The sequence below is a fragment of the Acidovorax sp. genome (assembly GCF_046291265.1).
Classification (GTDB): Bacteria; Pseudomonadota; Gammaproteobacteria; order Burkholderiales; family Burkholderiaceae_C; genus Acidovorax.
The window spans coordinates 112,810-134,348 of the sequence record NZ_JBKBTV010000004.1 but is presented as its reverse complement, the minus strand read 5'-3'; the positions used below and the strand labels follow the sequence as shown (position 1 = coordinate 134,348).

The window sequence follows — 21,539 nt, the reverse complement described above, 5'->3', positions numbered from 1 at the left end:
ATGAATAGCCTACGGAGTAGGCATACACAAAATATAGCATCGACCGCATGCGGGCTGTCATTTACCCACCATTTCACTAGAAATGGCGGACTATGAACGTTGGCATTGGGGGCAAAAGTAACTACTTCTTTGCCCCTGGCGGAGCAACCGAATCGGGGTTCGGCACACATGACAGGGAGCACCCTCACGGCCATAGACATTCGCCTGGGTCTGGAAATGCCCATTTGCCCCGTCCGCGTTGGTAAAGTCGCGTAGCGTGCTACCCCCCATTGCCACTGCGCGTGCCAAAACTTCCTTGATCGCAGCGTGCAATTTTTGCACCCGCCCTCGCCCGATACGTGATGAATTGGCTGTAGGCCGGATGCCCGCCAGAAACAAGACTTCAGACGCGTAGATGTTGCCCACTCCCACCACCAACCGCCCCCCCAGCAGCAACTGTTTTACAGGCATGCGGCTTTTTTTCATGCCTACCTGAAAGTCTCCAAACAGAAAAGCATCGGACAACGGCTCCATTCCCAGCGAGCCCAGTAGTTTGACGGCAATCGCATCCGACTCACTACCTGCATAGACCACCGCGCCAAAACGACGAGGGTCATGCAAACGCAGGACCCCTTGAGTGGTAACAAGGTCGAAATGATCGTGCACCCCCGCTGGCGGAAGGCTCTGGCTAAAACGCAAGCTGCCGGACATCCCCAAGTGCACCAACAACACGCCGAGGTCCATATCAACCAACAGGTATTTGCCGCGCCTACGCAAGCCGGTGATATGCCGTCCCACCAGTACATCCGGATCACAACCCAGCGGCCAACGCAGCGGCTTCCCCACAACCACCGATTCGATCTTGCTTCCCGCGATGGCGTCTACGAGGCTGAGGCGCGTCACTTCCACTTCTGGTAACTCAGGCATAAAAGGCCCCATGCAACAGGTTATCGGGCATAGATTATTATGGCTCGATGGTGCTATCACAACGCTTTCGGACCGCCGCTTTGACCACCGCAATTGCGGTGGTCGCCCACACAGGATGGGCACAGCCCAGCGGAGATCCCGCGCCTGAGAGTGCGTCCCCAGTGGTCTCGAACCCGGCCTTGGATGCCGAGCTGTTCTATGAAATTTTCCTCGGTGAACTGAGTTCCCGGACAGGGGACCCGGGCGCTGGCTATGCACTGATGCTGGAGGCGGCGCGGCGCACCGGAGATGGTCAGCTCTACCAGCGCGCCGCAGACATCGCCCTGCAGTCTCGCAGCGGCGACTACGCACTCGCTGCTGCGATGGCCTGGAAAGGAGTGCAACCTCAATCACGCGAAGCCAATCGCTATGTGCTACAGATCCTGATCGCGCTTAACCGGATTGGCGAAACCCCTGCCCTGCTCCGCCAGGAGTTGGCCCAGTCACCGGCCCGCGCCAAGGCAAGTACGCTTGCCGCACTTCCGCAAATGTATGGCCGCGCTAGCGACAAGGCGCTGGCTGCCAAGGTGGTCGGAGAAGCATTGGTCGACGAGTTAACCCACCCTGCGACGGGCCCCATTGCGTGGATATCGCTGGGCCGTGTGCGATTAGCCGCCGGGGACAAAACCGGGGCTCTGGACGCAGCACGCAGCGCGCAGACATTGGACAACGCCAACGAGGGCGCAGCGCGCCTCGCGCTGGAGTTGATGGAAGAGAGCACCCCGGACGCAGAGCCGTTGGTGGTGCAGGCGCTTGCCAAGCAACCCGTCCCCGAATTGAGATTGGCCTACGCCCGTGTTTTGCTGGGTCTTCAGCGCTTTCCGGACGCCGCCCGGCAGTTGGAGCTTGTCACCCAAGCCAAGCCCGAACTGGCAGAACCTTGGTTGGTGTTGGCCTCGCTTCAGTATCAGGACAACCGCCTTCCCGAGGCTGAAAAATCATTGCAACGTTTTATCGAACTCGCGGCGGCAGGCACGGAGGATCAGGCACGCGAGCGAGGCCTCACACAGGCTTATTTGTTGTATGCCCAGATTGCGGAAAAGAAGCAGGACTACACGGCAGCGGAATCGTGGCTCGGTCGCATCACCAATGTGGAAGAAGTGTTCAGCGCTCAAAGCCGCCGAGCGTCCTTGCTGGCGCGGCAAGGGAAATTGGCGCAGGCGCGAGCGCTGCTGCGCAGTCTTCCCGGCACAACCGCTGATGAAAAGCGCATGAAGCTTTTGGCTGAAGTACAACTCTTGCGCGATCTCAAGATGTACCAGGAGGCTTACGCCACACAGGTGGAACTGGTGGCCTTGGCCCCCGACGACACGGAATTGATCTATGACCAGGCCATGCTGGCGGAAAAAGCGGGCAAAACAGACACCATGGAACAGCTACTGCGGCAACTGATTGCACAACAGCCGCAATATCACCACGCCTACAACGCTTTGGGATACTCCATGGCTGAGCGAGGCGTTCGGCTCGACGAAGCCAAACAACTCATTCTGAAAGCCCTGGAATTCGCACCTGGCGACCCATTCATCACCGACAGCCTGGGCTGGGTGGAATTTCGCCTCGGAAACAAGACAGACGCCAAGCGGCATCTTGAAACCGCCTACCGGGCGCGCCCTGACGTGGAGATCGCAGCCCACTTGGGAGAGGTGCTTTGGAGCCTGGGTGACCAGGACGGTGCACGCAAAGTCTGGAAGGAAGGCCAGCGCGTCAACCCCGATAACGAAACGCTCAAAGAGACCCTGACACGCCTCGGAGTGTCGCTTTGACACATTCGAACGTCTGCGCACCTGGGTTCTCCCCTGTCCCGTCGCTCCCAGTCACTCCCGCGTGGCGGTGGTTTCTAGTGCTTTGCCTTTTGTCGATGCTCGGGTGCGCGCAGCCCCTGAAGCCCCGAGATGGAGAAGAAAACGTCTGGAGCGGTCGGCTTGCGCTGCAGGTAGAAGACCAGGCTTCGCAGTCTTTCTCGGCGCTCTTCGAGTTACGCGGCAGTGCCCAAAACGGGGGGCTTGTGCTCATCAGCCCCCTGGGCAGTCGCCTGGCACAACTGGACTGGAAGGACGGGCATGCGCAACTCGCCACCGGCGCACAAGAGGTACGCACCTCTGATTCGCTGGAGAACCTCCTCCAGGACGTGACTGGCACACGCATTCCCATCACAACACTTTTCAGTTGGCTGCAGGGAACGCAGGCCACTGCACCAGGATGGGAAGCTGACCTGTCGGGGCTCGCGGAAGGCCGCCTCATCGCACGTCGCGACAATCCTGCGCCAAAAGCCACGTTGCGCATCGCGCTGACCAAGTAACCTGTCGGCAGCACTGCCCCCCCTGCGCTATCCCGCTTCCCCATGCTCGCCTTGTATGACGTGCCGGCCCCGGCCAAGCTCAACCTTTTTCTTCACATCACGGGTCGGCGTGCGGATGGTTATCACCTTCTGCAATCGGTCTTCATGCTGATTGATTGGTGCGACACCCTGCATTTCGAGCGCTGCTCCGGCAACCACATCACCCGCGAAGACCTGGGCCCCAAACTCCCCGATGAAGACCTGACGATCAAAGCGGCACGCGCATTGCAAGCCGCTACCGGCTACAGCCAGGGAGTACACATCGGAGTATTGAAGAGCGTGCCAGCGCAAGCAGGCATGGGCGGGGGTTCTTCGGATGCGGCGACTACCTTGCTCGCACTGAACCGGCTGTGGGAGCTGAACCTGCCCCGCACTGCTCTTGAAAAGATCGGCCTCGCGCTGGGAGCCGACGTGCCATTTTTTTTACGCGGCCACAACGCTTGGGTGGAGGGAATTGGTGAGACAATCATGCCGCTTGAGAGAGCGCACCAACTGCCATCGGCGTGTTTTGCGGTTGTGAAACCTGCAGCGGGCTTGGAGACAAAATCAATTTTTTCGTCACCAAGTTTGAAACGCGATTCAGATAGTGCTACAATCTTAGGCTTTGCTGCAGCACACTTTGACTTCGGTCGAAACGACTTGCAGCCAGTTGCTCAGGCACTTTGCCCCGAGGTTACCGAAGCCATTGAATGGCTCGGCATTCGAGGATTGCAAGGCCGGATGACAGGCTCAGGAAGTGCAGTGTTTGCGCAAATGCCACATGCGATTGACTTGAGTGGAGCCCCTGAAGGCTGGCAAGTAAAGGCATGTGACAATCTGATGATTCATCCTCTGGCAGGTTGGGCATCAGACCAGAATTAAGGTTGGCTGCTTTCGGCAGTTGACCTGTGTAGGGGAGTCGCCAAGCTGGTTAAGGCACTGGATTTTGATTCCAGCATGCGAAGGTTCGAATCCTTCTTCCCCTGCCAAATTTCTTTTCGCGTACGGGCTTTTTTTTCAGACTGCTGGGACGCTCATGCAAGCCAACAACCCCGACTTCATGGTTTTCACCGGCAATGCCAATCCAGGCATGGCAGCTGAAATCGCCCAACACCTCGGCACCACCCTTGGCGCTGCTGATGTGGGTCGCTTCTCTGACGGTGAAGTCACCGTTGAAATCAAGCAAAACGTGCGTGCACGGGATGTTTTTGTTGTTCAGTCCACTTGCGCACCGACCAACGAAAACCTGATGGAACTGCTGATCATGGTCGACGCGCTCAAGCGTGCATCGGCTGAACGCATCAGCGCCGTCATCCCTTACTTTGGTTATGCCCGTCAGGACCGCCGCCCCCGGTCTTCGCGCGTGCCCATCACTGCCAAGGTGGTGGCCAACATGCTGCAGGCGGTGGGTGTTGCCCGCGTGCTGACCATGGACCTGCATGCCGACCAGATCCAGGGCTTTTTCGACATTCCGGTGGACAACATCTACGCGTCTCCTGTTCTGTTGGGTGATTTGCGCCAGAAGAACTACGAAGACCTGATCGTGGTGTCGCCCGACGTGGGCGGCGTGGTGCGCGCCCGTGCACTGGCCAAGCAGCTCAACTGCGACCTGGCCATCATCGACAAGCGCCGTCCCAAGGCCAACGTGTCAGAAGTCATGCACGTGATCGGCGAGATCGAAGGCCGCAACTGCGTGATCATGGACGACATGATCGACACCGCCGGCACGCTGGTGAAGGCGGCTGAAGTGCTCAAGGAGCGCGGCGCCAAGAAGGTGTACGCCTACTGCACCCACCCTATTTTTTCCGGTCCTGCCATCGAACGCATTGCACAAGGCAGCGCGCTTGATGAAGTGGTGGTGACCAATACGATCCCTTTGAACGACAACGCAAAGGGATGCACCAAGATTCGCCAACTCTCCGTGGCTCCGCTGATCGCCGAGACGATTCAGCGCATTGCCAAGGGTGAGTCGGTCATGAGTTTGTTCTCCGATCAAGACAACCTGTTCTGACAGCGCCTCCTTCGGAGCGTTGCAGATCGGATTGCACGCAAGCCTCCTTCGGGAGGCTTGTCTGTTCGAGAACATTGTGTGGGCCTGCCGCCAAAGTGGTGGACCAGGTCTTTTTAAATCGGGGTATGACTGGTCGCGGTCTACCCTTTTCAGGAGCTAACTATGAACTTCGTCGCTTTTGAGCGCGCCAAGCAGGGTACGGGTGCGAGCCGCCGTCTCCGCAATTCGGGCAAGACCCCTGGTATCGTTTACGGTGGTACCGCCGCCGAACCCCAAATGATCGAGCTGGACCACAACGCACTGTGGCACGCTCTCAAGAAGGAAGCATTCCACTCCAGCGTTCTGGACATGGAAGTTGCCGGCACCACCTCCAAAGTGCTGCTGCGTGACGTGCAATACCACCCCTACAAGCAACTCGTTCTGCACATCGACTTCCAGCGCGTGGACGAAAAGACCAAGCTGCACATGAAGGTGCCATTGCACTTCTCCGGTGCTGAAGAGTCGCCAGCCGTCAAGGTCGACAAGTGCATGGTCAACCCGATCGTGAACGAACTCGACGTGACCTGCATGCCTTCGGACCTGCCAGAGTTCATCAACGTGGACCTGTCCAAGCTGGAAAAGGGCTCGTCGCTGCACCTCAAGAGCGTCAAGCTGCCAAAGGGCGTGACCGCCAAGATCCGCGGTGGCCAGAACAACAACCCCGTTCTGGTGTCTGTGGTTCCTCCAGTGGTCGTGGTCGAGACTCCCGTCGAAGCCGCTCCTGCCGCCGATGCCAAAAAGGGCAAGGGCAAGAAGTAATTCCCAAGCCGCAGCGTGACTGCTGCGTGCAGGTCAGGCCGCCTCTGCGGCGCTGGCTACCCAACGGCCCACTGTGTGGGCCGTTTTCATTGGTGCACCCTCTTCTTCAGGGTGCAAGCACCTAGGAGCCTGTCGGACTTGGAGCGTCGACCAGCGAAAATTGGCCCCAGCGAGGACAGTTTTTGCCGGATTTGCAGCCCCATAGCCCGGCTATGGGGCAAAAAGACGGTGAAAAATGGACCGCTGCGGCCAATTTGCAGCCGACGATTTCCAAGTCCGACAGACTCCTAACCCCCACGGATAATTGCCCAGATGATCAAGCTGTTTGTAGGCCTTGGAAACCCTGGGCCAGACTACGAAGCCACCCGCCACAACGCAGGTTTCTGGTGGATTGACGCCCTGGCGCGCGAGCTCAATACCACGCTGGTCCCCGAGCGCAGCTACCACGGGCTTGTGGCCCGCACGGTGGTGCACGGCCAGAACGTGTGGCTGCTGCAGCCGCAAACGTTCATGAACCTCTCGGGCAAATCGGTAGCGTCGCTGGCGCGCTTTTTCAAAATCCTGCCCGAAGAAATTCTGGTGGTGCACGATGAACTCGACATCACACCCGGCCAGGTCAAGCTCAAACGCGGTGGCAGCCATGCGGGGCATAACGGTCTGCGCGACATCCACGGGCAACTGGGCTCCCCAGACTACTGGCGCCTGCGCATCGGCATCGGCCACCCGGGGGTGAAGACGGAAGTCGCCAACTGGGTGCTCAAAAAGCCCTCGCCCGACCAGCGCACCCTGATCGAGGACTGCATCGTCCACTCGCTCAAGGCCTACCCTGCCATGCTGGCGGGCGACATGGACAAGGCGACCTTGCTCATCCACACCACCAAACCACCCCGCCCCAAGCCACCTCGCCCTGTAGAAGACTGAAAATCTCCCGGGCCTCGAATACTACATTTTTGATAGCTATGAGCGCTTGATAGATAAGCGCTAGAGGCCAAAAACACCCAATATTTACGGCCCAACAACCACCTGCAGCCGCTGAAACTTCTGCCACAGGGTTTCACGGTTTTCCACGTGTTGCGGGTTCACGGGGATACAGGCGACAGGGCAGACCTGCACACACTGGGGTTCGTCAAAGTGCCCCACACATTCGGTGCACTTGTTCGGGTCAATTTCGTAGATCTCCTGTCCCAGGTAGATCGCTTGATTGGGGCATTCGGGCTCGCACACATCGCAGTTGATGCACTCGTCGGTGATCATCAGCGCCATACAGCCTCCCGGGACAAAGCGCCTGAAAGGATGGCAAGGGGAGATGCGGCGCAGTTCATGCTCCGTATTATCCCGCGCTGGTGGCATGTGCCTTGCATGCCACACTGCAACCACCACCGCTGACGGGGATGTTTTTACCGTTATGCTGTGTATACACATTAATTTTGATGCGCTTGCGTCTGACCCTTTTCCCACGCGACCCACGCACCCCCACCCATGGGCCTGTTTTTTCTCAAACGGTTTATCACCCTCCTGGCCACGCTGATCGGCGCGTCCATTGTTGTGTTTCTGGTGCTGGAGATCCTGCCGGGCAATGCTGCCCAGATCCTGATGGGCCCCGACGCCTCGCCAGAGGCGGTGGCTGCCTTGGCCAGCAAGCTGGGGCTGGACCAACCGGCGGGTCTGCGCTACTGGCAATGGGTCAGTGGCTTGGTGGTGGGCAACATGGGCGAAAGTTATGCCTACAGCTCTCCGGTGCTCGACCTGGTGCTGGAACGCCTGGCTCTGACGGTGCCGCTGGCTTTGATGGCGATGGCCATCACCACGGTGCTGGCCTTGGCGGCTGGTGTGTATGCGGCATCCCGTCACAACAAGATCGGCGATGTGGGCGTGATGGGGTTGGCCCAGGTCGGCATCGCCATCCCCAACTTCTGGTTCGCCATCCTGTTGATCCTGCTGTTCTCCGTCAAGCTGCAATGGTTCTCTGCGGGCGGGTTCCCGGGCTGGACCGAAGAAGCAGGCGGCGGCCCTGTCGAAGCCATCAAGGCACTGTTACTGCCCGCAATTGCGCTGGCTGTGGTGCAGGCGGCCATCCTGGCGCGCATCACGCGCTCGGCCGTGCTGGAAGTGCTGCGCGAAGACTTTGTGCGCACCGCGCGGGCCAAGGGCCTGTCGCAGCGCGCCGCGCTATGGGGCCATGTGTTGCGCAACGCGATGATTCCGGTGATCACCGTCATGGGACTGCAGTTTGCCAACCTGCTGGCGGGCACCATCGTGGTGGAGAACGTGTTCTATCTGCCCGGCCTGGGTCGCCTGATCTTCCAATCGATTTCCAACCGTGACCTGATCGTGGTGCGCAACTGCGTGATGCTGCTGGCCGCCATGGTCGTGATCGTGAACTTCGTGGTGGACATCCTGTACGCCGTCATCGACCCGCGTGTCAAAGCCAGTGATATCTGATCTGCCATGAGCGCCGTACCCTCCCCTACTCCCCACAACGCAGTGCCCGCTGGCACCGTGCCCCCCAATTGGCTGCACCGCGCACTGCGCCATCGCAGCTTTGTCATCGGCGCCGTACTGTCGTTGCTGTTGATCATTGCCGCAGCGCTGTCTTTGGTCTGGACGCCTTGGTCGCCTTACGAGATGGACCTGGCTTCCAAGCTACAGCCCCCCACGGGCAAACACTGGCTGGGCACCGATGCCTTTGGCCGCGATGTTGCGTCCCTGCTGCTGGTCGGTGCCCGCAATTCCATTCTGGTGGGCGTGATTGCCGTGGGCATTGGCCTGACGATTGGTACGGCGCTGGGGCTGCTGGCGGCTGCAAAGCGTGGCTGGGTCGAAGAACTCATCATGCGGCTGGCCGACTTTACGTTTGCCTTCCCGGCCATCCTGTCCGCCATCATGTTGACCGCCGTGTTTGGCGCGGGCATCGTCAACTCCATCATTGCCATCGGCATTTTCAACATCCCGACCTTTGCGCGTGTCACACGTGCCTCGGCCAACGCGGTGTGGTCGCGCGAATACATCCTGGCCTCGCGCGCCTGCGGCAAAGGCAGCTGGCGCATCACCATCGAGCACGTGCTACCCAACATCCTGTCGGTGCTGATCGTGCAAGCCACCATCCAGTTCGCCATCGCCATCCTGGCCGAGGCAGCGCTGTCGTACCTTGGCCTGGGCACGCAGCCGCCCCAGCCGTCGTGGGGCCGCATGCTCAGTGAGGCGCAGACGCTGATGTTCCAGGCACCGCTGCTGGCCGTGTGGCCCGGCGTTGCCATTGCACTTGCTGTGCTCGGTCTGAACCTGCTGGGGGATGGTCTGCGCGACCTGCTCGACCCCCGCCTCTCCCGCAAGCGTTGACCCTACCAAGAAGACCACCAGAACCCCACCGATGTCTCTGTTAGAAGTCTCCAACCTCCGCATCCGCCTGCAGACCCACAGGGGCCCGGCGGACGCCGTGCGCGGCGTGAGCTTTTCGCTCGCGCGCGGCGAAACGCTGGGCCTGATCGGCGAGTCGGGCTGCGGCAAATCGATCACCGCCATGTCGCTCATGGGCCTGCTGCCCGAGAGCGCTGAGGTCACCGGCAGCATCCGCTTCGACGGCGAGGAACTCGTGGGCCGCACCGATGCGCAGATGTGCAAGATGCGCGGCAACCGCATTGGCATGGTGTTTCAAGAGCCCATGACGGCCCTGAACCCCGTGCACACCATTGGCCGCCAGGTGGCCGAGCCCTTGCGCCTGCACCGGGGTATGAACACCGCCGCCGCCCGCACAGAAGCCCTGGCATTGCTGGACCGAGTGGGCATCCCCAACGCCGCGCAACGCTTCGACGCCTACCCGCACCAGTTCTCGGGCGGGCAACGCCAGCGCATCACCATCGCCATGGCGCTGGCGTGCGGGCCCGACCTGCTGATTGCCGACGAGCCCACCACCGCCCTGGATGTGACCATTCAGCAGCAGATCCTGGACCTCATCAGCGACCTGGTGGCCGAGCGCAACATGGCGCTGATCCTGATTTCGCACGACCTGGGCGTGATCTCGCAGAACGTGGACCGGATGATGGTGATGTACGGCGGCAGCGTGGTTGAAAGCGGCTCCACTGCCTCGGTTTTTTCGGCCATGGCGCACCCCTACACCCGCGGGCTGTTCGCAGCCAGGCCGCACCTGGGTGCGGTGCATGCGCCGGGCCAGCGCCCGCGCCTGTCCACCATTCCCGGCACCGTGCCCGAGCTGGTGGACCTGCCCGCGGGTTGTCCATTTGCAGGCCGCTGCAGCTACACCGTGGATGCCTGCCACCACGAACAGCCACCGATCACCCTGGTGGCGACCGACGAAGATGGTGCCCACGAGGTGCGCTGCCTGCGCCGCGAGGCCATCGACCAAGCCCAGAGCGCCCAGGCCGTGAAGATTGTCGAGGTGGCGGCATGACCGACGCACAAACCGCGGCGGCAACGCCCTCCCCTTTGCTTCAGGTGAAAGACCTGGTGCGCGAATACACGCTGCCGCGCGAACACCTCTTTCGCCCACCCGGCAAGGTGCATGCGCTCACCGGTGTGACTTTTTCTATCGAACCCGGCCGCAGCCTGGGCATCGTGGGCGAATCGGGTTCGGGCAAATCCACCCTGGCGCGCACGGTGATGGCGCTGGACGCGCCCACCGCTGGCACGGTGGAACTGCTGGGACGCAACCTGCACCAATTGCCGCCAGAGCAACTGCGCCAAGCGCGCCGCGATTTTCAGATGGTGTTCCAGGACCCCTACGGCTCGCTCGACCCGCGCCAGACGGTAGAACGCATCGTGACCGAGCCGCTGCAGGCCCAGGGCGAAACCAGCCGCGCTGCACAACGCGACCAGGCAGGCCAGGTGCTGTCGCAGGTAGGTCTGCGCACCAACGACCTGGGCAAATACCCGCACGAATTTTCGGGTGGGCAACGCCAGCGCATCGCCATTGCCCGCGCGCTCATCACGCGGCCCCGGCTCATCGTGGCGGACGAACCTGTGAGCGCACTCGACGTCTCCGTACAAGCCCAGGTGCTCAACCTGATGCAGGATTTGCAGCAACAGTTTGGCATCACCTACATGCTCATCAGCCACGACCTGGCGGTGGTCAACCACCTGTGCTACGAAGTGGTGGTGCTGTACCAGGGGCGTATTGTCGAGCGCGGCTCGCCCGCCGAGTTGTTCCACAACGCGCAGCATCCGTACACCCAGTCGCTGGTGGGCGCCGTGCCCCAGGTGCAGCCGGGGCGGGCGCGGGCTCGCCGGGCAGCCGCCGCAGCGGCCGCTGCGGCAAAAAACGCGTAACCAAATGCGCGCGTGATGGTGTACAAAGCTTTTTGCGCTCCCCGGTAACAAATTGCACCGGGGCTTTTTCAGGTTTTTGTCTGGTTTTTTGTCTGGAGAGTCCGAACATGCTGAACCGCCGTACCGTCCTAGCCACTGGCGCCATCGCCGCAGTGCCCCTGTCCACCTCGCTCGGCGCCCTGGCGCAGGGCCGCAAAGATGCCGTGACGCTGGCCATGACGCTGGAGCCACCGGGCCTGGACCCGACAGCAGGCGCTGCATCGGCCATTGCCGAAATCGTGCAATACAACATCTTCGAGACGCTCACCAAGATCAACGCAGATGGCAGCGTGTCGCCCTTGCTGGCCGAGAGTTGGGAAGTCTCGCCCGACCTCAAGACCTACACCTTCAAACTGCGCCGCGGCGTCAAGTTTCAGAACGGCGAGCCTTTCACCGCAGCCACCGTCAAGTTTGCCTTTGACCGCGCGGGCGGCGAAAAAAGCACCAACAAGGACAAGCGCACGTTTGCCAACCTCACCACCCAGGTGGTGGATGACTACACCGTGGTGCTGCTCAACAAGGACATCGATCCTGACCTGCTGTTCGTGCTGGGCCAGGCCACGTCCATCATCGTTGAGCCCAAGAGCGCCGACACCAACGCCAACAAGCCCGTGGGCACCGGCCCCTACCAGTTGGGCACGTGGAACAAGGGTTCCTCGGTCGTACTGACGGCTTGGGCAGGCTTCCGCGCCCCAGCCACCATCAAGATCAAGCGCGCCACGTTCCGCTTCATCTCCGACCCGGCCGCCCAGGTGGCCGCATTGCTGGCAGGCGACGTGGATGCATTCCCGCGAGTCACGCCGCGCAGCGTGAGCCAGTTCAAGGCCAACCCCAAATTCCAGGTGGTGGTCAGCGGCTCGCGCGCCAAGACCATTCTGGCCATGAACAACTCCAAAAAGCCACTGGACGACGTGCGCGTGCGCCGTGCCATCGCCTCGGCCATTGACCGCAAGGCCGTGATTGAAGGCGCTGGCGACGGCTACGGCGCGCCCATCGGCAGCCACTACGTGCCCGGCGCGTTTGGCTATGTGGACACGACGGGCGTCAACCCGTTCGACATCGAAAAGTCCAAGAAGCTGCTGGCCGAAGCAGGCATCAAGACGCCGCTGGAGCTGACCCTCACCCTGCCCCCACCACCCTACGCCCGCCAGGGCGGCGAGGTGATTGCCGCGCAGCTGGCCAAGGTCGGCATCATCGCCAAGATCCAGAACGTGGAATGGGCGCAGTGGCTAAGCGGCACCTACGGCAACAAGAACTACGACCTGACCATCATCTCGCACGTGGAGCCGTTCGACCTGGGCAACTTTGCCAAGCCGGACTACTACTGGGGCTACAACTCGCCCAAGTTCAATGACCTGTTCAACCAGATCAAGAACGCCGCCCGCCCCGCCGACCGCGCACGCCTGCTGGGCGAAGCGCAGCGCTTGCTGGCCGACGATGCGGTGCACGGGTTCCTGTATTCCAACCAGTGGATCACGGTGGCCAACAAGAACCTCAAGGGCCTGTGGAAAGACATGCCCGTGTTTGTGAACGACATCTCGTCGCTCTCCTGGTCTTGATGACCCCGGCTGCGCCCGTTCGCGCGGGCGCGCCTTGCTCCTTAAATAATAGCTGCTAGCGCTTGCCCCATAAGCGCTAGCAGCCTTTTTTTCTTATTTTTATCGGCATCCAACCACTTCAAGCCCGTTCACGCTGAGCTTGTCGAAGCGCCGCGCGAGGCTTCGACAAGCTCAGCCCGAACGGGTGTTTAAGTACATAAATGCCGACTCCATAAAATTCCTCGCGCCCCCATGACCGCCCTGCACGACCTGCCCGCCCACGACCTCCTCGCCGCCTACCGCCAGCGCACGCTGTCCCCCGTGGAGGTCACGCAGGCCGTGCTGGCGCACATCGAGCGGTGGGAGCCCCACATCCGCGCCACCTACCTGCTGCGCCCCGAGGCAGCGTTGGCGCAGGCCCGCGCGTCTGAAGCCCGCTGGCTGCGCGGCGAGCCCATGGGCGCGCTGGACGGCGTGCCCGGCACCATCAAAGAAAACATCGCCACCGAAGGCGACCCGACCCCCCTGGGCACCGCCGCCGTCGAGCTGATACCCGCCGCCGCCGATGCACCGCCTGCCGCCCGCATGCGCGAGGCCGGGGCCATCATGGTGGCCAAGACCACCATGCCCGACTACGGCATGTTGTCGTCGGGGTTGTCAACGTTTCACCCGCTGTCGCGCAACCCCTGGGATGTGAGCAAAGGCCCCGGTGGCTCCAGCGCAGGCGGTGGCGCTGCAGCCGCCGCAGGCTACGGGCCGCTGCACATCGGCACCGACATTGGCGGCTCACTGCGCTTGCCAGCCAGCTGGTGCGGCATCTTCAGCCTGAAGCCCAGCCTGGGCCGCATCCCGATCGACCCGCCCTACACGGGCCGTGCCGCAGGTCCCATGACCCGCACCGTGGCCGACGCCGCGCTGATGATGCAGGTGCTGAGCCAGCCCGACGCCCGCGACAGCATGAGCCTGCCCGCGCAAGACATCGCCTGGAGCCAGTTCAACCAGGGCGCCGAGCGCCTGCGCGGCCTGCGCATTGGTTTGTTGTTGGACGCTGGTTGCGGCCTGCCGGTGGAGCCCGAAGTGAAAGCCGCCGTAGAACGCGCAGCAAAGCTCATGGAAGCCGCAGGCGCCACCATCGTGCCCATGTTGCCGTTCATGACGCAGGCCATGCTCGACGGCATGGACCACTTCTGGCGCATGCGCTCGCACATCGACCTGCAGGCACTGCCTGCCGCGCGGCGCGACAAAGTGCTGCCCTACATCCGCACCTGGGCCGACAGCGCGGCCGGCATGAGCGGCACCGAGGTCTTCCACGCCAGCCACCAGTTTCACCTGACCCGCGTGGCGGCCGTGAAAGCCTGCAGCGCGTTCGACTACGTGATCTCGCCCGTAGCCCCCATGCCCGCCTTCCAGGCCGAGCTGCCCTCGCCCACCAACGACCCGCTGCGCCCGCTGGAACACATCGGGTTTACCGTGCCATTCAACATGTCCGAGCAGCCTGCGGCTTCGGTCAACTGCGGCTACACCAGCAGCGGCCTGCCCATTGGCCTGCAGATTGCGGGCGTACGGTTTGACGACCTGGGCGTGCTGCAGGTGGCGCACGCGTTTGAGCTGATCCGAGATCCGCAGAAGGCGTGGCCGCAGCCGCCTGCTGTTTAACGCTTGGCGCTTGGCGGGTTGTTGGTAACCTCACGGTTTTGAAAACGCCGCTAATTCGCCGCCTTCTGCCAGGCTATTGATTCGACATAAACCAACTTGAACCGTTCACGCTGAGCCTGTCGAAGCGCCGCGCGAGGCTTCGACAAGCTCAGCCCGAACGGATGTTTCAAGTCAAAGATGCCGACTCAAAGTAGAAGCCCTGGGCCGCCTCAACAACGCAACACCTGACGAATACCCCGCATGGACATCATCATCCTGGCGATCCTCCTCGCCTCCGGCACTTTTCTGCTCAACGCCAAAGAGCAGCGCAAACGCATCGCACTGCTGGGCAGCCATCTGTCCAACTACCAGATCGAGAAGCTGATGGAAGCGCTGACCGGGGGCTACCTGCGCGCACTGGGCGAAAACACGGACGAGCGGCGCACCCAGATCTGGAACCTGCTGAGCACGACCGAAGCGCAACTCACCGAACAGTTCAGCCGGTTCGCCGCAGACTTTGCCAAAGAGCCCGAGGCCACCACGCGCGTGAGCCGCCTGGCCATGGCGATTCCGTTTGCAGAAAAGATATTGCCCAGCTTCACCTTCGACATGCGCAAGGCCCTGGCGATCCACGCGCGGGGCATTGCCCATGTGGTGCAGAACACCAGCCACCTGTCGCCCAAGGATCGCGCCTTCATGATGTCGGCCGAGCTGTTCCTCATGCAACACACCTGCCACTGGTTCTGCAAATCCAAGACCATTGCCACCGCCCGCATGCTGGCGCGCCATCAGACGCCGCACGAGCAATTGGTGGCCTCCGTGTCGGCCGAAACGCGCAATGCCTACCTGACGTTGATCAAGGGCGGCTGAACGCAGCGGCCCAACAATGCGCCATGCCGTCCTCCTCCACACCCCCCGTTCCGACTGACAGCCTGGGCAACACCCTCACACTGCGCGATCCCGCCAGCGCGGCGGCAGTCAACGATTTCGTGGAAGGTTTCATAGCCTGCGAGGCGCGCGCAGTCAACGTCCTCAACGCAGCCCAGGACCCCAGCCCCATCGTGCAGGCCTGCTGCGCCGCGTTGCACATGTTTGCCGAGTCAGCCGACGCGTCGCACAACGCCCGCCCCTTCATCGACCTGGCGCTGGCCCACGCGCCGCAGGCCAGCGAACGCGAACAACGTTTTGTCGCCGCCGTCGCCGCCTGGGTCAATGGCGACCTGCCCCGCGCCATTGCGCTGCACGAAGAACAGGCCCGCCAACACCCGCGCGACCTGGCATCGATCAAGCTGGGGCAATACCACCTGTTCAACCGGGGCGACTCGCCCCGCATGCTCCGCCTGGCGCTGCAGGCCCTGCCCGCCGCCGCAGACGTGCCCTACCTGCACGGCATGCTCGCCTTTGGTTGGGAGCAATGCCACCTGCTGCCCCAGGCCGAGGCCGCCGCGCGCCATGCTGTGACCATGTGCCGCAAGGAACCCTGGGCACACCACGCCCTAGCGCATGTGATGCTGACCCAAGGGCGCATCAACGAAGGCACTGACTTCATGGCCAGCGTGAGCGACACCTGGACGGGGCTTAACTCCTTCATGGTCACGCACAACTGGTGGCACCAGGCGCTGTTTCTGCTGGAGCAGGACCGGCACGCCGAAGTGCTGGCGCTCTACGACCAACAGGTGTGGGGCGTGGTCAAGGAATACACACAGGATCAGATCAACGCGGTGTCACTGCTGGCGCGGCTGGAGCTGGCCGGGGTTGATGTCGGCAACCGCTGGGCCGATGTGGCCGACCACCTTGCGCTGCGCCTGTCCGACCATGTGCTGCCCTTCCTGGACCTGCAATACCTCTACGGCCTGGCCCGCGCGGGCCGCACCGAGGCGGCACACACGCTGCTGCACAACATCGAGGCCCACGCCGCCACCCGCACCGAGGCGCACGAACGTACCGTGTGGCAACAGGTGTGCGTACCCGCAGCGCACGGCCTGCTGGCGCATGCGCAAGGCGACTGGGCCTGTGCGGCAGAGAAACTGGGCATCGCCCTGCCCCGTTTGGTGGAGATTGGCGGCAGCCATGCGCAGCGCGATCTGTTTCACCAGATCTGGCTGGATGCGCTGCAGCGCAATGGGCAGTGGGCGGCTGTGCAGAATTTGCTGCAGCCGATGGTTAATGCGCAGCCGGAGTCGGTGCGGTTGGGGAGGCAGGTTGCGGTGGTAAACAAGCAATTGGGACTACCTGAACAGCTCAAAAAGCTCCCCTCACCGATCAACAAGTTGCGTCTGAGACTGATGTACCAGCAGGCGCTGCAAAGATTGAGTGACGCAGACTTGCTCAAGAACGCATCAGACGACAGTGATCAATCTGATTCCCAGTATTTGCTGCGCTTGTTAGGCATGGAGCTTTTGCTCAAAGTAGTTTTTGAGCAAACGCTCCATGAAAAAGCACACGGGCATAAATATGAAAAGCTCTTCAAACGCTTGCCAAAAGACCTCCAAGCTCGTCTTCTCCATCTGGCAGGAGAGCGAATCGGGCCATCGGGCTTGGCGAACAATCCCCAAAGCTTCTTCAGGGAATGGGGACAGAACTTTGTCGCCTTGCGGTATCCATGGGAGCGTTATGACGGGCTATTAGAAGAACAATATGTAGCCCGAGGAGAAGAGTGGATCGCCAATGGAGCACCACTTGAAAAGGCAGCTTTTAGGTACCACCCTGAAGAACTATTCGGCATGCTTTTCGCACTTAAGGCCGTGGCGGATGAGTTGATTGCGTCCTGATCTCCAACGAGAGAGCGTCCAACCCCACTCAAGGCCAGATAACCTCACCGCACCACCAACTTCGTCTGGTCATACACCGGCTGCTCCGGCAAATCCGCCAAGTGCCGCACATCGGCCCAGTCCAGCACCTCCACCACATCCCCCTCCACCCGCACGCGGTTAAGCCCTGCATTAGGGATGTCGCTCTGGCGCGGGCCATCCAGCCCTGTGCCACGCGCGGTGCGCCAGATCATGTCGAGCACGCCGCCGTGGGTGACGACCATCACCTTCTGCCCTTGGTACTGCTGCGCGATGCGGCGCACGGCGTCCATCACGCGGGTGTGGAACTGGCGGGTGGTCTCGCCGCCGGGCATGCCGTAGTCGGCTTCAAAACGCAGCCACTGGGCCCAGGCGTCGGCATGCTCCAGTTTGACGTCTTCCACGCGTTTGCCGTCCACCTCTCCAAAGGCTTGCTCGCGCAGGCTGGCGTCGGTGAGGGTGTGGATGTGCAACTGCGGGAACAGCACTTGCAGGCTGGGGGTGGCGGTTTGCTGGGTGCGGATGAGGTCGCTGCAGACCAGGTGGTCCACCACGAGTTTCTCAGCGGCCAGGCGTGCGGCCAGGCGGCGGGCTTGTTCGTGGCCGGTGGCGTTGAGGGGGATGTCCACGTGGCCCTGAAAGCGCAGTTCGCGGTTCCAGTCGGTCTCTCCGTGGCGGATGAGGATGAGTTCGGTCATGCGTGACATTATCGAATGCATACACATTAATGCAAGCGATTTTGGCCTCTAGCGCTTATCCAATAAGCGCTGGTAGCTATGTTTTTTATATCAAAACCATCGTTGGTCGGCATCAATCCCTTTGAAGCCGTTCACGCTGAGCCCTTCGACAGGCTCAGGACAGGCCTGTCGAAGCGCCGCGCAAGGCTTCGACACGCTCAGCCCGAACGGGTATTTCAAGTTCAAAGAAGCCGACTCAACAAGAGGCGTGGAGCGTCCGGCGGGGGACAAACGCGTTACCGCATCGGCACGACCAGCACCTTGCGGCGGGGCTGGCAGCCCGGGCCGTCATAGGCGGCGCTGTCGCGCTCCCAGCCGGGGCCGGGGGAGGTTTGCGCGCAAACGCGTGCGCCGTCGACCTTGCTGCGCCAGTAGTACCAGGGTGCTGGCGCAGCTGAGACGGCGAAGGCAAAGCTCCACAACGCCAGCGCCAGCACGGCTGCCCTCGCCACGGCCGGAGTTGCCCGGGCGGTGCGCAAAGAGCGTGGTGATGGCGTAGGCATGGGGTTCGGCAAGCGCCTTGTCATTCAACAGATCATCGACTCACTTGCGGCCAAACGGTACGTCGATTTGCTTGCCATTGAGCACCACTTTTCCGTCTTCCATGCGCACAGCGCTGGTCAGGTGGGCGGCTTCCTGTTTGACGAAGCCTTGCGCCTGGGCCATGCCCAGCATGGCGTCGATGTCTTCGGGCTTTGGGGCCTTCTGGCCTGCAGCCTGCGCCAAACGCGGGAGCCAGGCCTTGGGCAGGCGCACGCTGGCGTACAGCGCGGTGCTCTTGAGCAGGGCCGGGGCCCAGGCGCCTTCGGCGATTTGCGCCGCATCGGGCACGCTCTTGAGCTCGGCGCCGTACTCCAATTCGCCTTGCTCGCCGTCCACCTTGGCCGACAGCTTCATGGCATAGGCTGGCAAGGCCGCCACAAACTTGGGCACGGCCTCCATCAGCGCTGCACTCACGGGCGATTCGGCGGCAGAGAGCGCCGCTGTGTTCGGGTCTGCTTTGTAGGCGTCGAGCAGCGCTTTTTGCACCAGCTTGATGGCTTCGACGTCGATGCGGCTCACGGTTTCGTTCAGCTCCAGCGCCTGTAGCGCCACGGGGCCGATGCTGCCCGTGCCCCGCATGAAGCTGACCCAGTTCAGGTGGGCACCGGTGCGCGCGATGGTGGCGGTGTACGACAAATCCTGCAGCGCCACCAGCGGCTCGGGCGCTGCGCCTGCGGCCGCAGTGGCTGCCGACGCGCGCGTGACTGTCACCTTGCCAAACGAGCCCTTGCCGCTGCCGGGCGCCAACAGCCACAGGCCGTCGTCCAGCTGCACGTTGAAGTCGCCCTTCATGCCCTGCAGCGCCACGGCAAAACGCTCTGCCGGGCTTTCTGCAGCGGCGGGCTCCTCTTCGCTGTCAGCGTTTGTGTTTTGAAAGTCCATGCTGAACTCAGGCCAGGCGAAGTCGCCACTCAGGCGGCTGCGGTCGGCATTCAGATGCATGCGGTAGTCCAGCGGCTGCCAGCGCACCCGCTCTTCGCCATCGCCGACCTCTCCGGCGGGCCAGGTCAGCGCGATGTCGTGGCTGCCGGTGAGGTTGCGCACGGTAGTCAGCGTGGGCGCGCTGACCTTGGCAAACGCCTTGCGCACGCTGTCGTCCACGCCTTCTATGGTGGTCACACGTGTTTCGACCACCGCCGCAGCCAGGCGCCAACCGGCCAGCGGGCCGTGGCGCACGGTGTTTTCGACCGTGATGCGGACGGGCTGTGGTGGGGCCGCCTTGGCAGCGGCGCCGTCCTTGTCGGCGCCTTCAGCGTCTGCGGCTTCGTCCTTTTCGTCCTCTTCGTCTTCTTCGTCGGCCGCAGGCGGCGTCCACTGCAGCACCAGCTGGCCTTGTGATGACCAGAAACCCTTGGTGTATTGCTGCGACACCAGCACCTCGGGGCCCACGAGCTTGCCCACCTCGTCCAACGCCTCCTGGTAGGCGCTGTGTGCGCGCTCGCCCATATACCAAGTCGCGGCGCCATAGCCTGCAACCACCAGCACCGCTGCGGTGCCCAAAACTGCTTTTTTGTTCATGTTTACCTGTCGTTGATCCACTGGACCCTCCCTCCCATGGAAGAGCGCAGGCGAGAATAGCAGCGGGTTGCGCGGTTTGGCGCCGCTGCCCGGCGCCGAGCAAGTCCATGTGTTGTGCGCCACCGACGTGCTGTTTCTTACTGTTTCACTTTGGCGTGACCGGGAGGGTGTGGCGGCAGGACTGCAGCCTTCAAGGCAGACGAAAGTTTGGGTGTTTTGCCTGATGAGGTATCTGCCTCAGATAGACCGTTCGCCCTGAGCCTGCCTGTCCTGAGCTTGACGAAGGGTCAAGGGCTGTTCGCAAAAAGCGCCCTGGCTTCGACAAGCTCAGCCCGAACGGTTTGGGGCAAATTTGAGGCATGCAAAAAATCAAGCCAAATCGGCCTCTAGCGCTTTTTCCATAAGCGCTATTAGCTATCCACTTAATAGCAACCACAGGAACAGCACCCGCCGACCATGCTCAGGCGGTCACGATCCAGCCTTCGAGCGGGTCCAGCCCCGGCGGCAAGCCGTACAAGGCATCGTCACTTTCGGCATGGCGCTGCTCGGCCCAAGCCGCCTGCAGCAGGCACAACACGGCGTCCAGGCTGTCGCCGCTGGCGTCGTCGACCAGCGCGTCGCGCTGTGCGTGGCTGAGCTTGAGGCGCAGGGAGAGCCGCGTGCTGCCCAGCTCCAACGCGTTCACCAGGTCCTTGCGGGCGATGAGGCGGTCGGGCGTTTGTTTGGCGCGGTCGTCGCTTTTGTAACTGCGCCGCTGCAGCACCTCGCGCGCGAGCAGGCCGGGGTAGGCCTCCAGCGCCACGCGGCGCGGGTCGCCTGCGCACAGGCCGGGCAGGTGCACACCTGCATCCAGCAGCAGCGGCACGCCCGCGTGCAGCATGTAGGCGACGGGCGGGTTCACCCATTTCATGGACGGGCTGGAGCCCGCGGGGCCGTCGGTGGCGCGGTGGGCAAACTTGCCGCCCACGGGGCGCGCATCACAAAACGCGGCGAACTGGCTGCGAATCTGGTCCCGGCTGAGGCTGCGGTAGTGGTGCATGCAGGCCTGCCATTGCAACGGCCAGCCCAGGGTCTGCACCAGTTCGCGCGGCAGGCCAAAAGGCAGGTCGAACCCGCCCACCCAGTCCCCGGGCTGCGCCAGCCATTCGCCCAACACGGCCAGCGTGTCAAAACGCTGCAGCGCGGTGAGCTGCACACGCGCGCCTTGGCGCTGGCCCAGCGCCAGCACAATGGGTTTGCGCCGAGTGGGGCTGCTGGAAAAGTCACATCCGACTAACATGCCCCTCCCCTTCAGGCTCCGGCTGATCAACCGGACGCAACCTATGCCACTGGCGCGACCAATGCCAGTGCCCCCGCGCAAGGGCCGCCCCGCCGCGCTGGGGGCGT

The 21,539-nt window shown here is 62.4% G+C and carries 19 protein-coding genes, 1 tRNA gene and 1 pseudogene; 15 read left to right on the top strand and 6 right to left on the bottom strand.

Annotation, left to right across the window (positions count from 1 at the left end; all coding sequences use genetic code 11):
- Positions 1-90: 90 nt before the first annotated feature.
- Positions 91-906: a bifunctional DNA-formamidopyrimidine glycosylase/DNA-(apurinic or apyrimidinic site) lyase gene (gene mutM, locus ACK41V_RS03090; protein ID WP_409777639.1), complete on the bottom strand. Its 816-nt coding sequence runs from the start codon at positions 904-906 to the stop codon at positions 91-93.
- 47 nt (positions 907-953) lie between these two features.
- On the opposite strand from mutM, the gene ACK41V_RS03085 reads away from it, so the two are divergent.
- From ACK41V_RS03085 to pth, 7 genes are all read left to right on the top strand, one after another.
- Positions 954-2,708, top strand: coding sequence for a tetratricopeptide repeat protein (locus ACK41V_RS03085; protein WP_409777637.1), 1,755 nt, complete (start codon positions 954-956; stop codon positions 2,706-2,708).
- 95 nt (positions 2,709-2,803) lie between these two features.
- Positions 2,804-3,244, top strand: coding sequence for a lipoprotein insertase outer membrane protein LolB (locus tag ACK41V_RS03080; protein ID WP_409777712.1), 441 nt, complete (start codon positions 2,804-2,806; stop codon positions 3,242-3,244).
- 42 nt (positions 3,245-3,286) lie between these two features.
- Positions 3,287-4,144, top strand: a complete 858-nt coding sequence (ispE, locus tag ACK41V_RS03075) for a 4-(cytidine 5'-diphospho)-2-C-methyl-D-erythritol kinase (protein WP_409777634.1) — start codon at positions 3,287-3,289, stop codon at positions 4,142-4,144.
- A gap of 30 nt (positions 4,145-4,174) precedes the next feature.
- A tRNA-Gln gene (locus ACK41V_RS03070) sits at positions 4,175-4,251 on the top strand.
- Between the two features lie 47 nt (positions 4,252-4,298).
- A complete protein-coding gene (locus ACK41V_RS03065; RefSeq protein WP_409777631.1) occupies positions 4,299-5,273 on the top strand; it encodes a ribose-phosphate pyrophosphokinase in 975 nt (324 codons plus the stop codon).
- 162 nt (positions 5,274-5,435) lie between these two features.
- Positions 5,436-6,071, top strand: coding sequence for a 50S ribosomal protein L25/general stress protein Ctc (locus ACK41V_RS03060; RefSeq protein WP_409777628.1), 636 nt, complete (start codon positions 5,436-5,438; stop codon positions 6,069-6,071).
- A gap of 312 nt (positions 6,072-6,383) precedes the next feature.
- The gene (gene pth, locus ACK41V_RS03055; protein ID WP_409777625.1) at positions 6,384-6,992 is read left to right on the top strand and encodes an aminoacyl-tRNA hydrolase; all 609 of its coding nucleotides are present in this window, start codon (positions 6,384-6,386) and stop codon (positions 6,990-6,992) included.
- 84 nt (positions 6,993-7,076) lie between these two features.
- Here pth and ACK41V_RS03050 read toward each other — a convergent pair whose 3' ends face one another.
- Positions 7,077-7,334: a YfhL family 4Fe-4S dicluster ferredoxin gene (locus ACK41V_RS03050; protein WP_409777622.1), complete on the bottom strand. Its 258-nt coding sequence runs from the start codon at positions 7,332-7,334 to the stop codon at positions 7,077-7,079.
- A 216-nt stretch (positions 7,335-7,550) separates the two neighbouring features.
- On the opposite strand from ACK41V_RS03050, the gene ACK41V_RS03045 reads away from it, so the two are divergent.
- From ACK41V_RS03045 to ACK41V_RS03010, 8 genes and pseudogenes are all read left to right on the top strand, one after another.
- Positions 7,551-8,513, top strand: a complete 963-nt coding sequence (locus ACK41V_RS03045) for an ABC transporter permease (RefSeq protein WP_409777619.1) — start codon at positions 7,551-7,553, stop codon at positions 8,511-8,513.
- Between the two features lie 6 nt (positions 8,514-8,519).
- Positions 8,520-9,410, top strand: coding sequence for an ABC transporter permease (locus tag ACK41V_RS03040; RefSeq protein WP_409777616.1), 891 nt, complete (start codon positions 8,520-8,522; stop codon positions 9,408-9,410).
- Positions 9,411-9,441: 31 nt separating this feature from the next.
- Positions 9,442-10,479 (top strand): ABC transporter ATP-binding protein, encoded by a 1,038-nt coding sequence (locus ACK41V_RS03035; RefSeq protein WP_409777613.1) that lies wholly within the window; start codon positions 9,442-9,444, stop codon positions 10,477-10,479.
- Entirely contained in the window at positions 10,476-11,354 is an 879-nt protein-coding gene (locus ACK41V_RS03030; protein ID WP_409777610.1) for an ATP-binding cassette domain-containing protein, read from the top strand. The genes ACK41V_RS03035 and ACK41V_RS03030 overlap by 4 nt, the downstream gene beginning before the upstream one ends.
- 107 nt (positions 11,355-11,461) lie before the next feature.
- On the top strand, positions 11,462-12,952 hold the full coding sequence (locus ACK41V_RS03025) for an ABC transporter substrate-binding protein (protein ID WP_409777607.1): 1,491 nt from the start codon (positions 11,462-11,464) through the stop codon (positions 12,950-12,952).
- Between the two features lie 231 nt (positions 12,953-13,183).
- On the top strand, positions 13,184-14,587 hold the full coding sequence (locus ACK41V_RS03020) for an amidase (protein ID WP_409777604.1): 1,404 nt from the start codon (positions 13,184-13,186) through the stop codon (positions 14,585-14,587).
- A 240-nt stretch (positions 14,588-14,827) separates the two neighbouring features.
- Positions 14,828-15,436 (top strand): hypothetical protein, encoded by a 609-nt coding sequence (locus tag ACK41V_RS03015; protein WP_409777603.1) that lies wholly within the window; start codon positions 14,828-14,830, stop codon positions 15,434-15,436.
- 23 nt (positions 15,437-15,459) lie between these two features.
- Positions 15,460-16,800, top strand: a pseudogene (locus ACK41V_RS03010) (tetratricopeptide repeat protein); the annotation flags it as partial.
- Positions 16,801-17,381: 581 nt separating this feature from the next.
- Here the strand turns inward: ACK41V_RS03010 and ACK41V_RS03005 are convergent.
- The 4 genes from ACK41V_RS03005 to ACK41V_RS02990 all read right to left on the bottom strand — a co-directional run bounded on the left by ACK41V_RS03005 (position 17,382) and on the right by ACK41V_RS02990 (position 21,432).
- Positions 17,382-18,053 (bottom strand): histidine phosphatase family protein, encoded by a 672-nt coding sequence (locus tag ACK41V_RS03005; protein WP_409777600.1) that lies wholly within the window; start codon positions 18,051-18,053, stop codon positions 17,382-17,384.
- A 275-nt stretch (positions 18,054-18,328) separates the two neighbouring features.
- Positions 18,329-18,595, bottom strand: coding sequence for a hypothetical protein (locus tag ACK41V_RS03000; protein WP_409777598.1), 267 nt, complete (start codon positions 18,593-18,595; stop codon positions 18,329-18,331).
- Positions 18,596-18,635: 40 nt separating this feature from the next.
- Complete coding sequence (locus tag ACK41V_RS02995) at positions 18,636-20,153, bottom strand: YdgA family protein (RefSeq protein WP_409777596.1); 1,518 nt, start codon at positions 20,151-20,153, stop codon at positions 18,636-18,638.
- Positions 20,154-20,613: 460 nt separating this feature from the next.
- Positions 20,614-21,432 (bottom strand): DUF429 domain-containing protein, encoded by an 819-nt coding sequence (locus ACK41V_RS02990; RefSeq protein WP_409777594.1) that lies wholly within the window; start codon positions 21,430-21,432, stop codon positions 20,614-20,616.
- Between the last annotated feature and the right edge of the window lie 107 nt (positions 21,433-21,539).

Bases quoted from the DNA above. Each gene is read 5' to 3' on its own strand.
- ACK41V_RS03030 (WP_409777610.1), top strand. From the start codon at position 10,476: ATGACCGACGCACAAACCGCGGCGGCAACGCCCTCCCCTTTGCTTCAG.
- ACK41V_RS03060 (WP_409777628.1), top strand. From the start codon at position 5,436: ATGAACTTCGTCGCTTTTGAGCGCGCCAAGCAGGGTACGGGTGCGAGC.
- ACK41V_RS03080 (WP_409777712.1), top strand. From the start codon at position 2,804: ATGCTCGGGTGCGCGCAGCCCCTGAAGCCCCGAGATGGAGAAGAAAAC.
- ACK41V_RS03040 (WP_409777616.1), top strand. From the start codon at position 8,520: ATGAGCGCCGTACCCTCCCCTACTCCCCACAACGCAGTGCCCGCTGGC.
- ACK41V_RS03025 (WP_409777607.1), top strand. From the start codon at position 11,462: ATGCTGAACCGCCGTACCGTCCTAGCCACTGGCGCCATCGCCGCAGTG.
- pth (WP_409777625.1), top strand. From the start codon at position 6,384: ATGATCAAGCTGTTTGTAGGCCTTGGAAACCCTGGGCCAGACTACGAA.
- ACK41V_RS03045 (WP_409777619.1), top strand. From the start codon at position 7,551: ATGGGCCTGTTTTTTCTCAAACGGTTTATCACCCTCCTGGCCACGCTG.
- ispE (WP_409777634.1), top strand. From the start codon at position 3,287: ATGCTCGCCTTGTATGACGTGCCGGCCCCGGCCAAGCTCAACCTTTTT.
- ACK41V_RS02995 (WP_409777596.1), bottom strand. From the start codon at position 20,153: ATGAACAAAAAAGCAGTTTTGGGCACCGCAGCGGTGCTGGTGGTTGCA.
- ACK41V_RS03085 (WP_409777637.1), top strand. From the start codon at position 954: ATGGTGCTATCACAACGCTTTCGGACCGCCGCTTTGACCACCGCAATT.
- ACK41V_RS02990 (WP_409777594.1), bottom strand. From the start codon at position 21,432: ATGTTAGTCGGATGTGACTTTTCCAGCAGCCCCACTCGGCGCAAACCC.
- ACK41V_RS03050 (WP_409777622.1), bottom strand. From the start codon at position 7,334: ATGGCGCTGATGATCACCGACGAGTGCATCAACTGCGATGTGTGCGAG.
- ACK41V_RS03035 (WP_409777613.1), top strand. From the start codon at position 9,442: ATGTCTCTGTTAGAAGTCTCCAACCTCCGCATCCGCCTGCAGACCCAC.
- ACK41V_RS03065 (WP_409777631.1), top strand. From the start codon at position 4,299: ATGCAAGCCAACAACCCCGACTTCATGGTTTTCACCGGCAATGCCAAT.
- mutM (WP_409777639.1), bottom strand. From the start codon at position 906: ATGCCTGAGTTACCAGAAGTGGAAGTGACGCGCCTCAGCCTCGTAGAC.
- ACK41V_RS03000 (WP_409777598.1), bottom strand. From the start codon at position 18,595: ATGCCTACGCCATCACCACGCTCTTTGCGCACCGCCCGGGCAACTCCG.
- ACK41V_RS03015 (WP_409777603.1), top strand. From the start codon at position 14,828: ATGGACATCATCATCCTGGCGATCCTCCTCGCCTCCGGCACTTTTCTG.
- ACK41V_RS03020 (WP_409777604.1), top strand. From the start codon at position 13,184: ATGACCGCCCTGCACGACCTGCCCGCCCACGACCTCCTCGCCGCCTAC.
- ACK41V_RS03005 (WP_409777600.1), bottom strand. From the start codon at position 18,053: ATGACCGAACTCATCCTCATCCGCCACGGAGAGACCGACTGGAACCGC.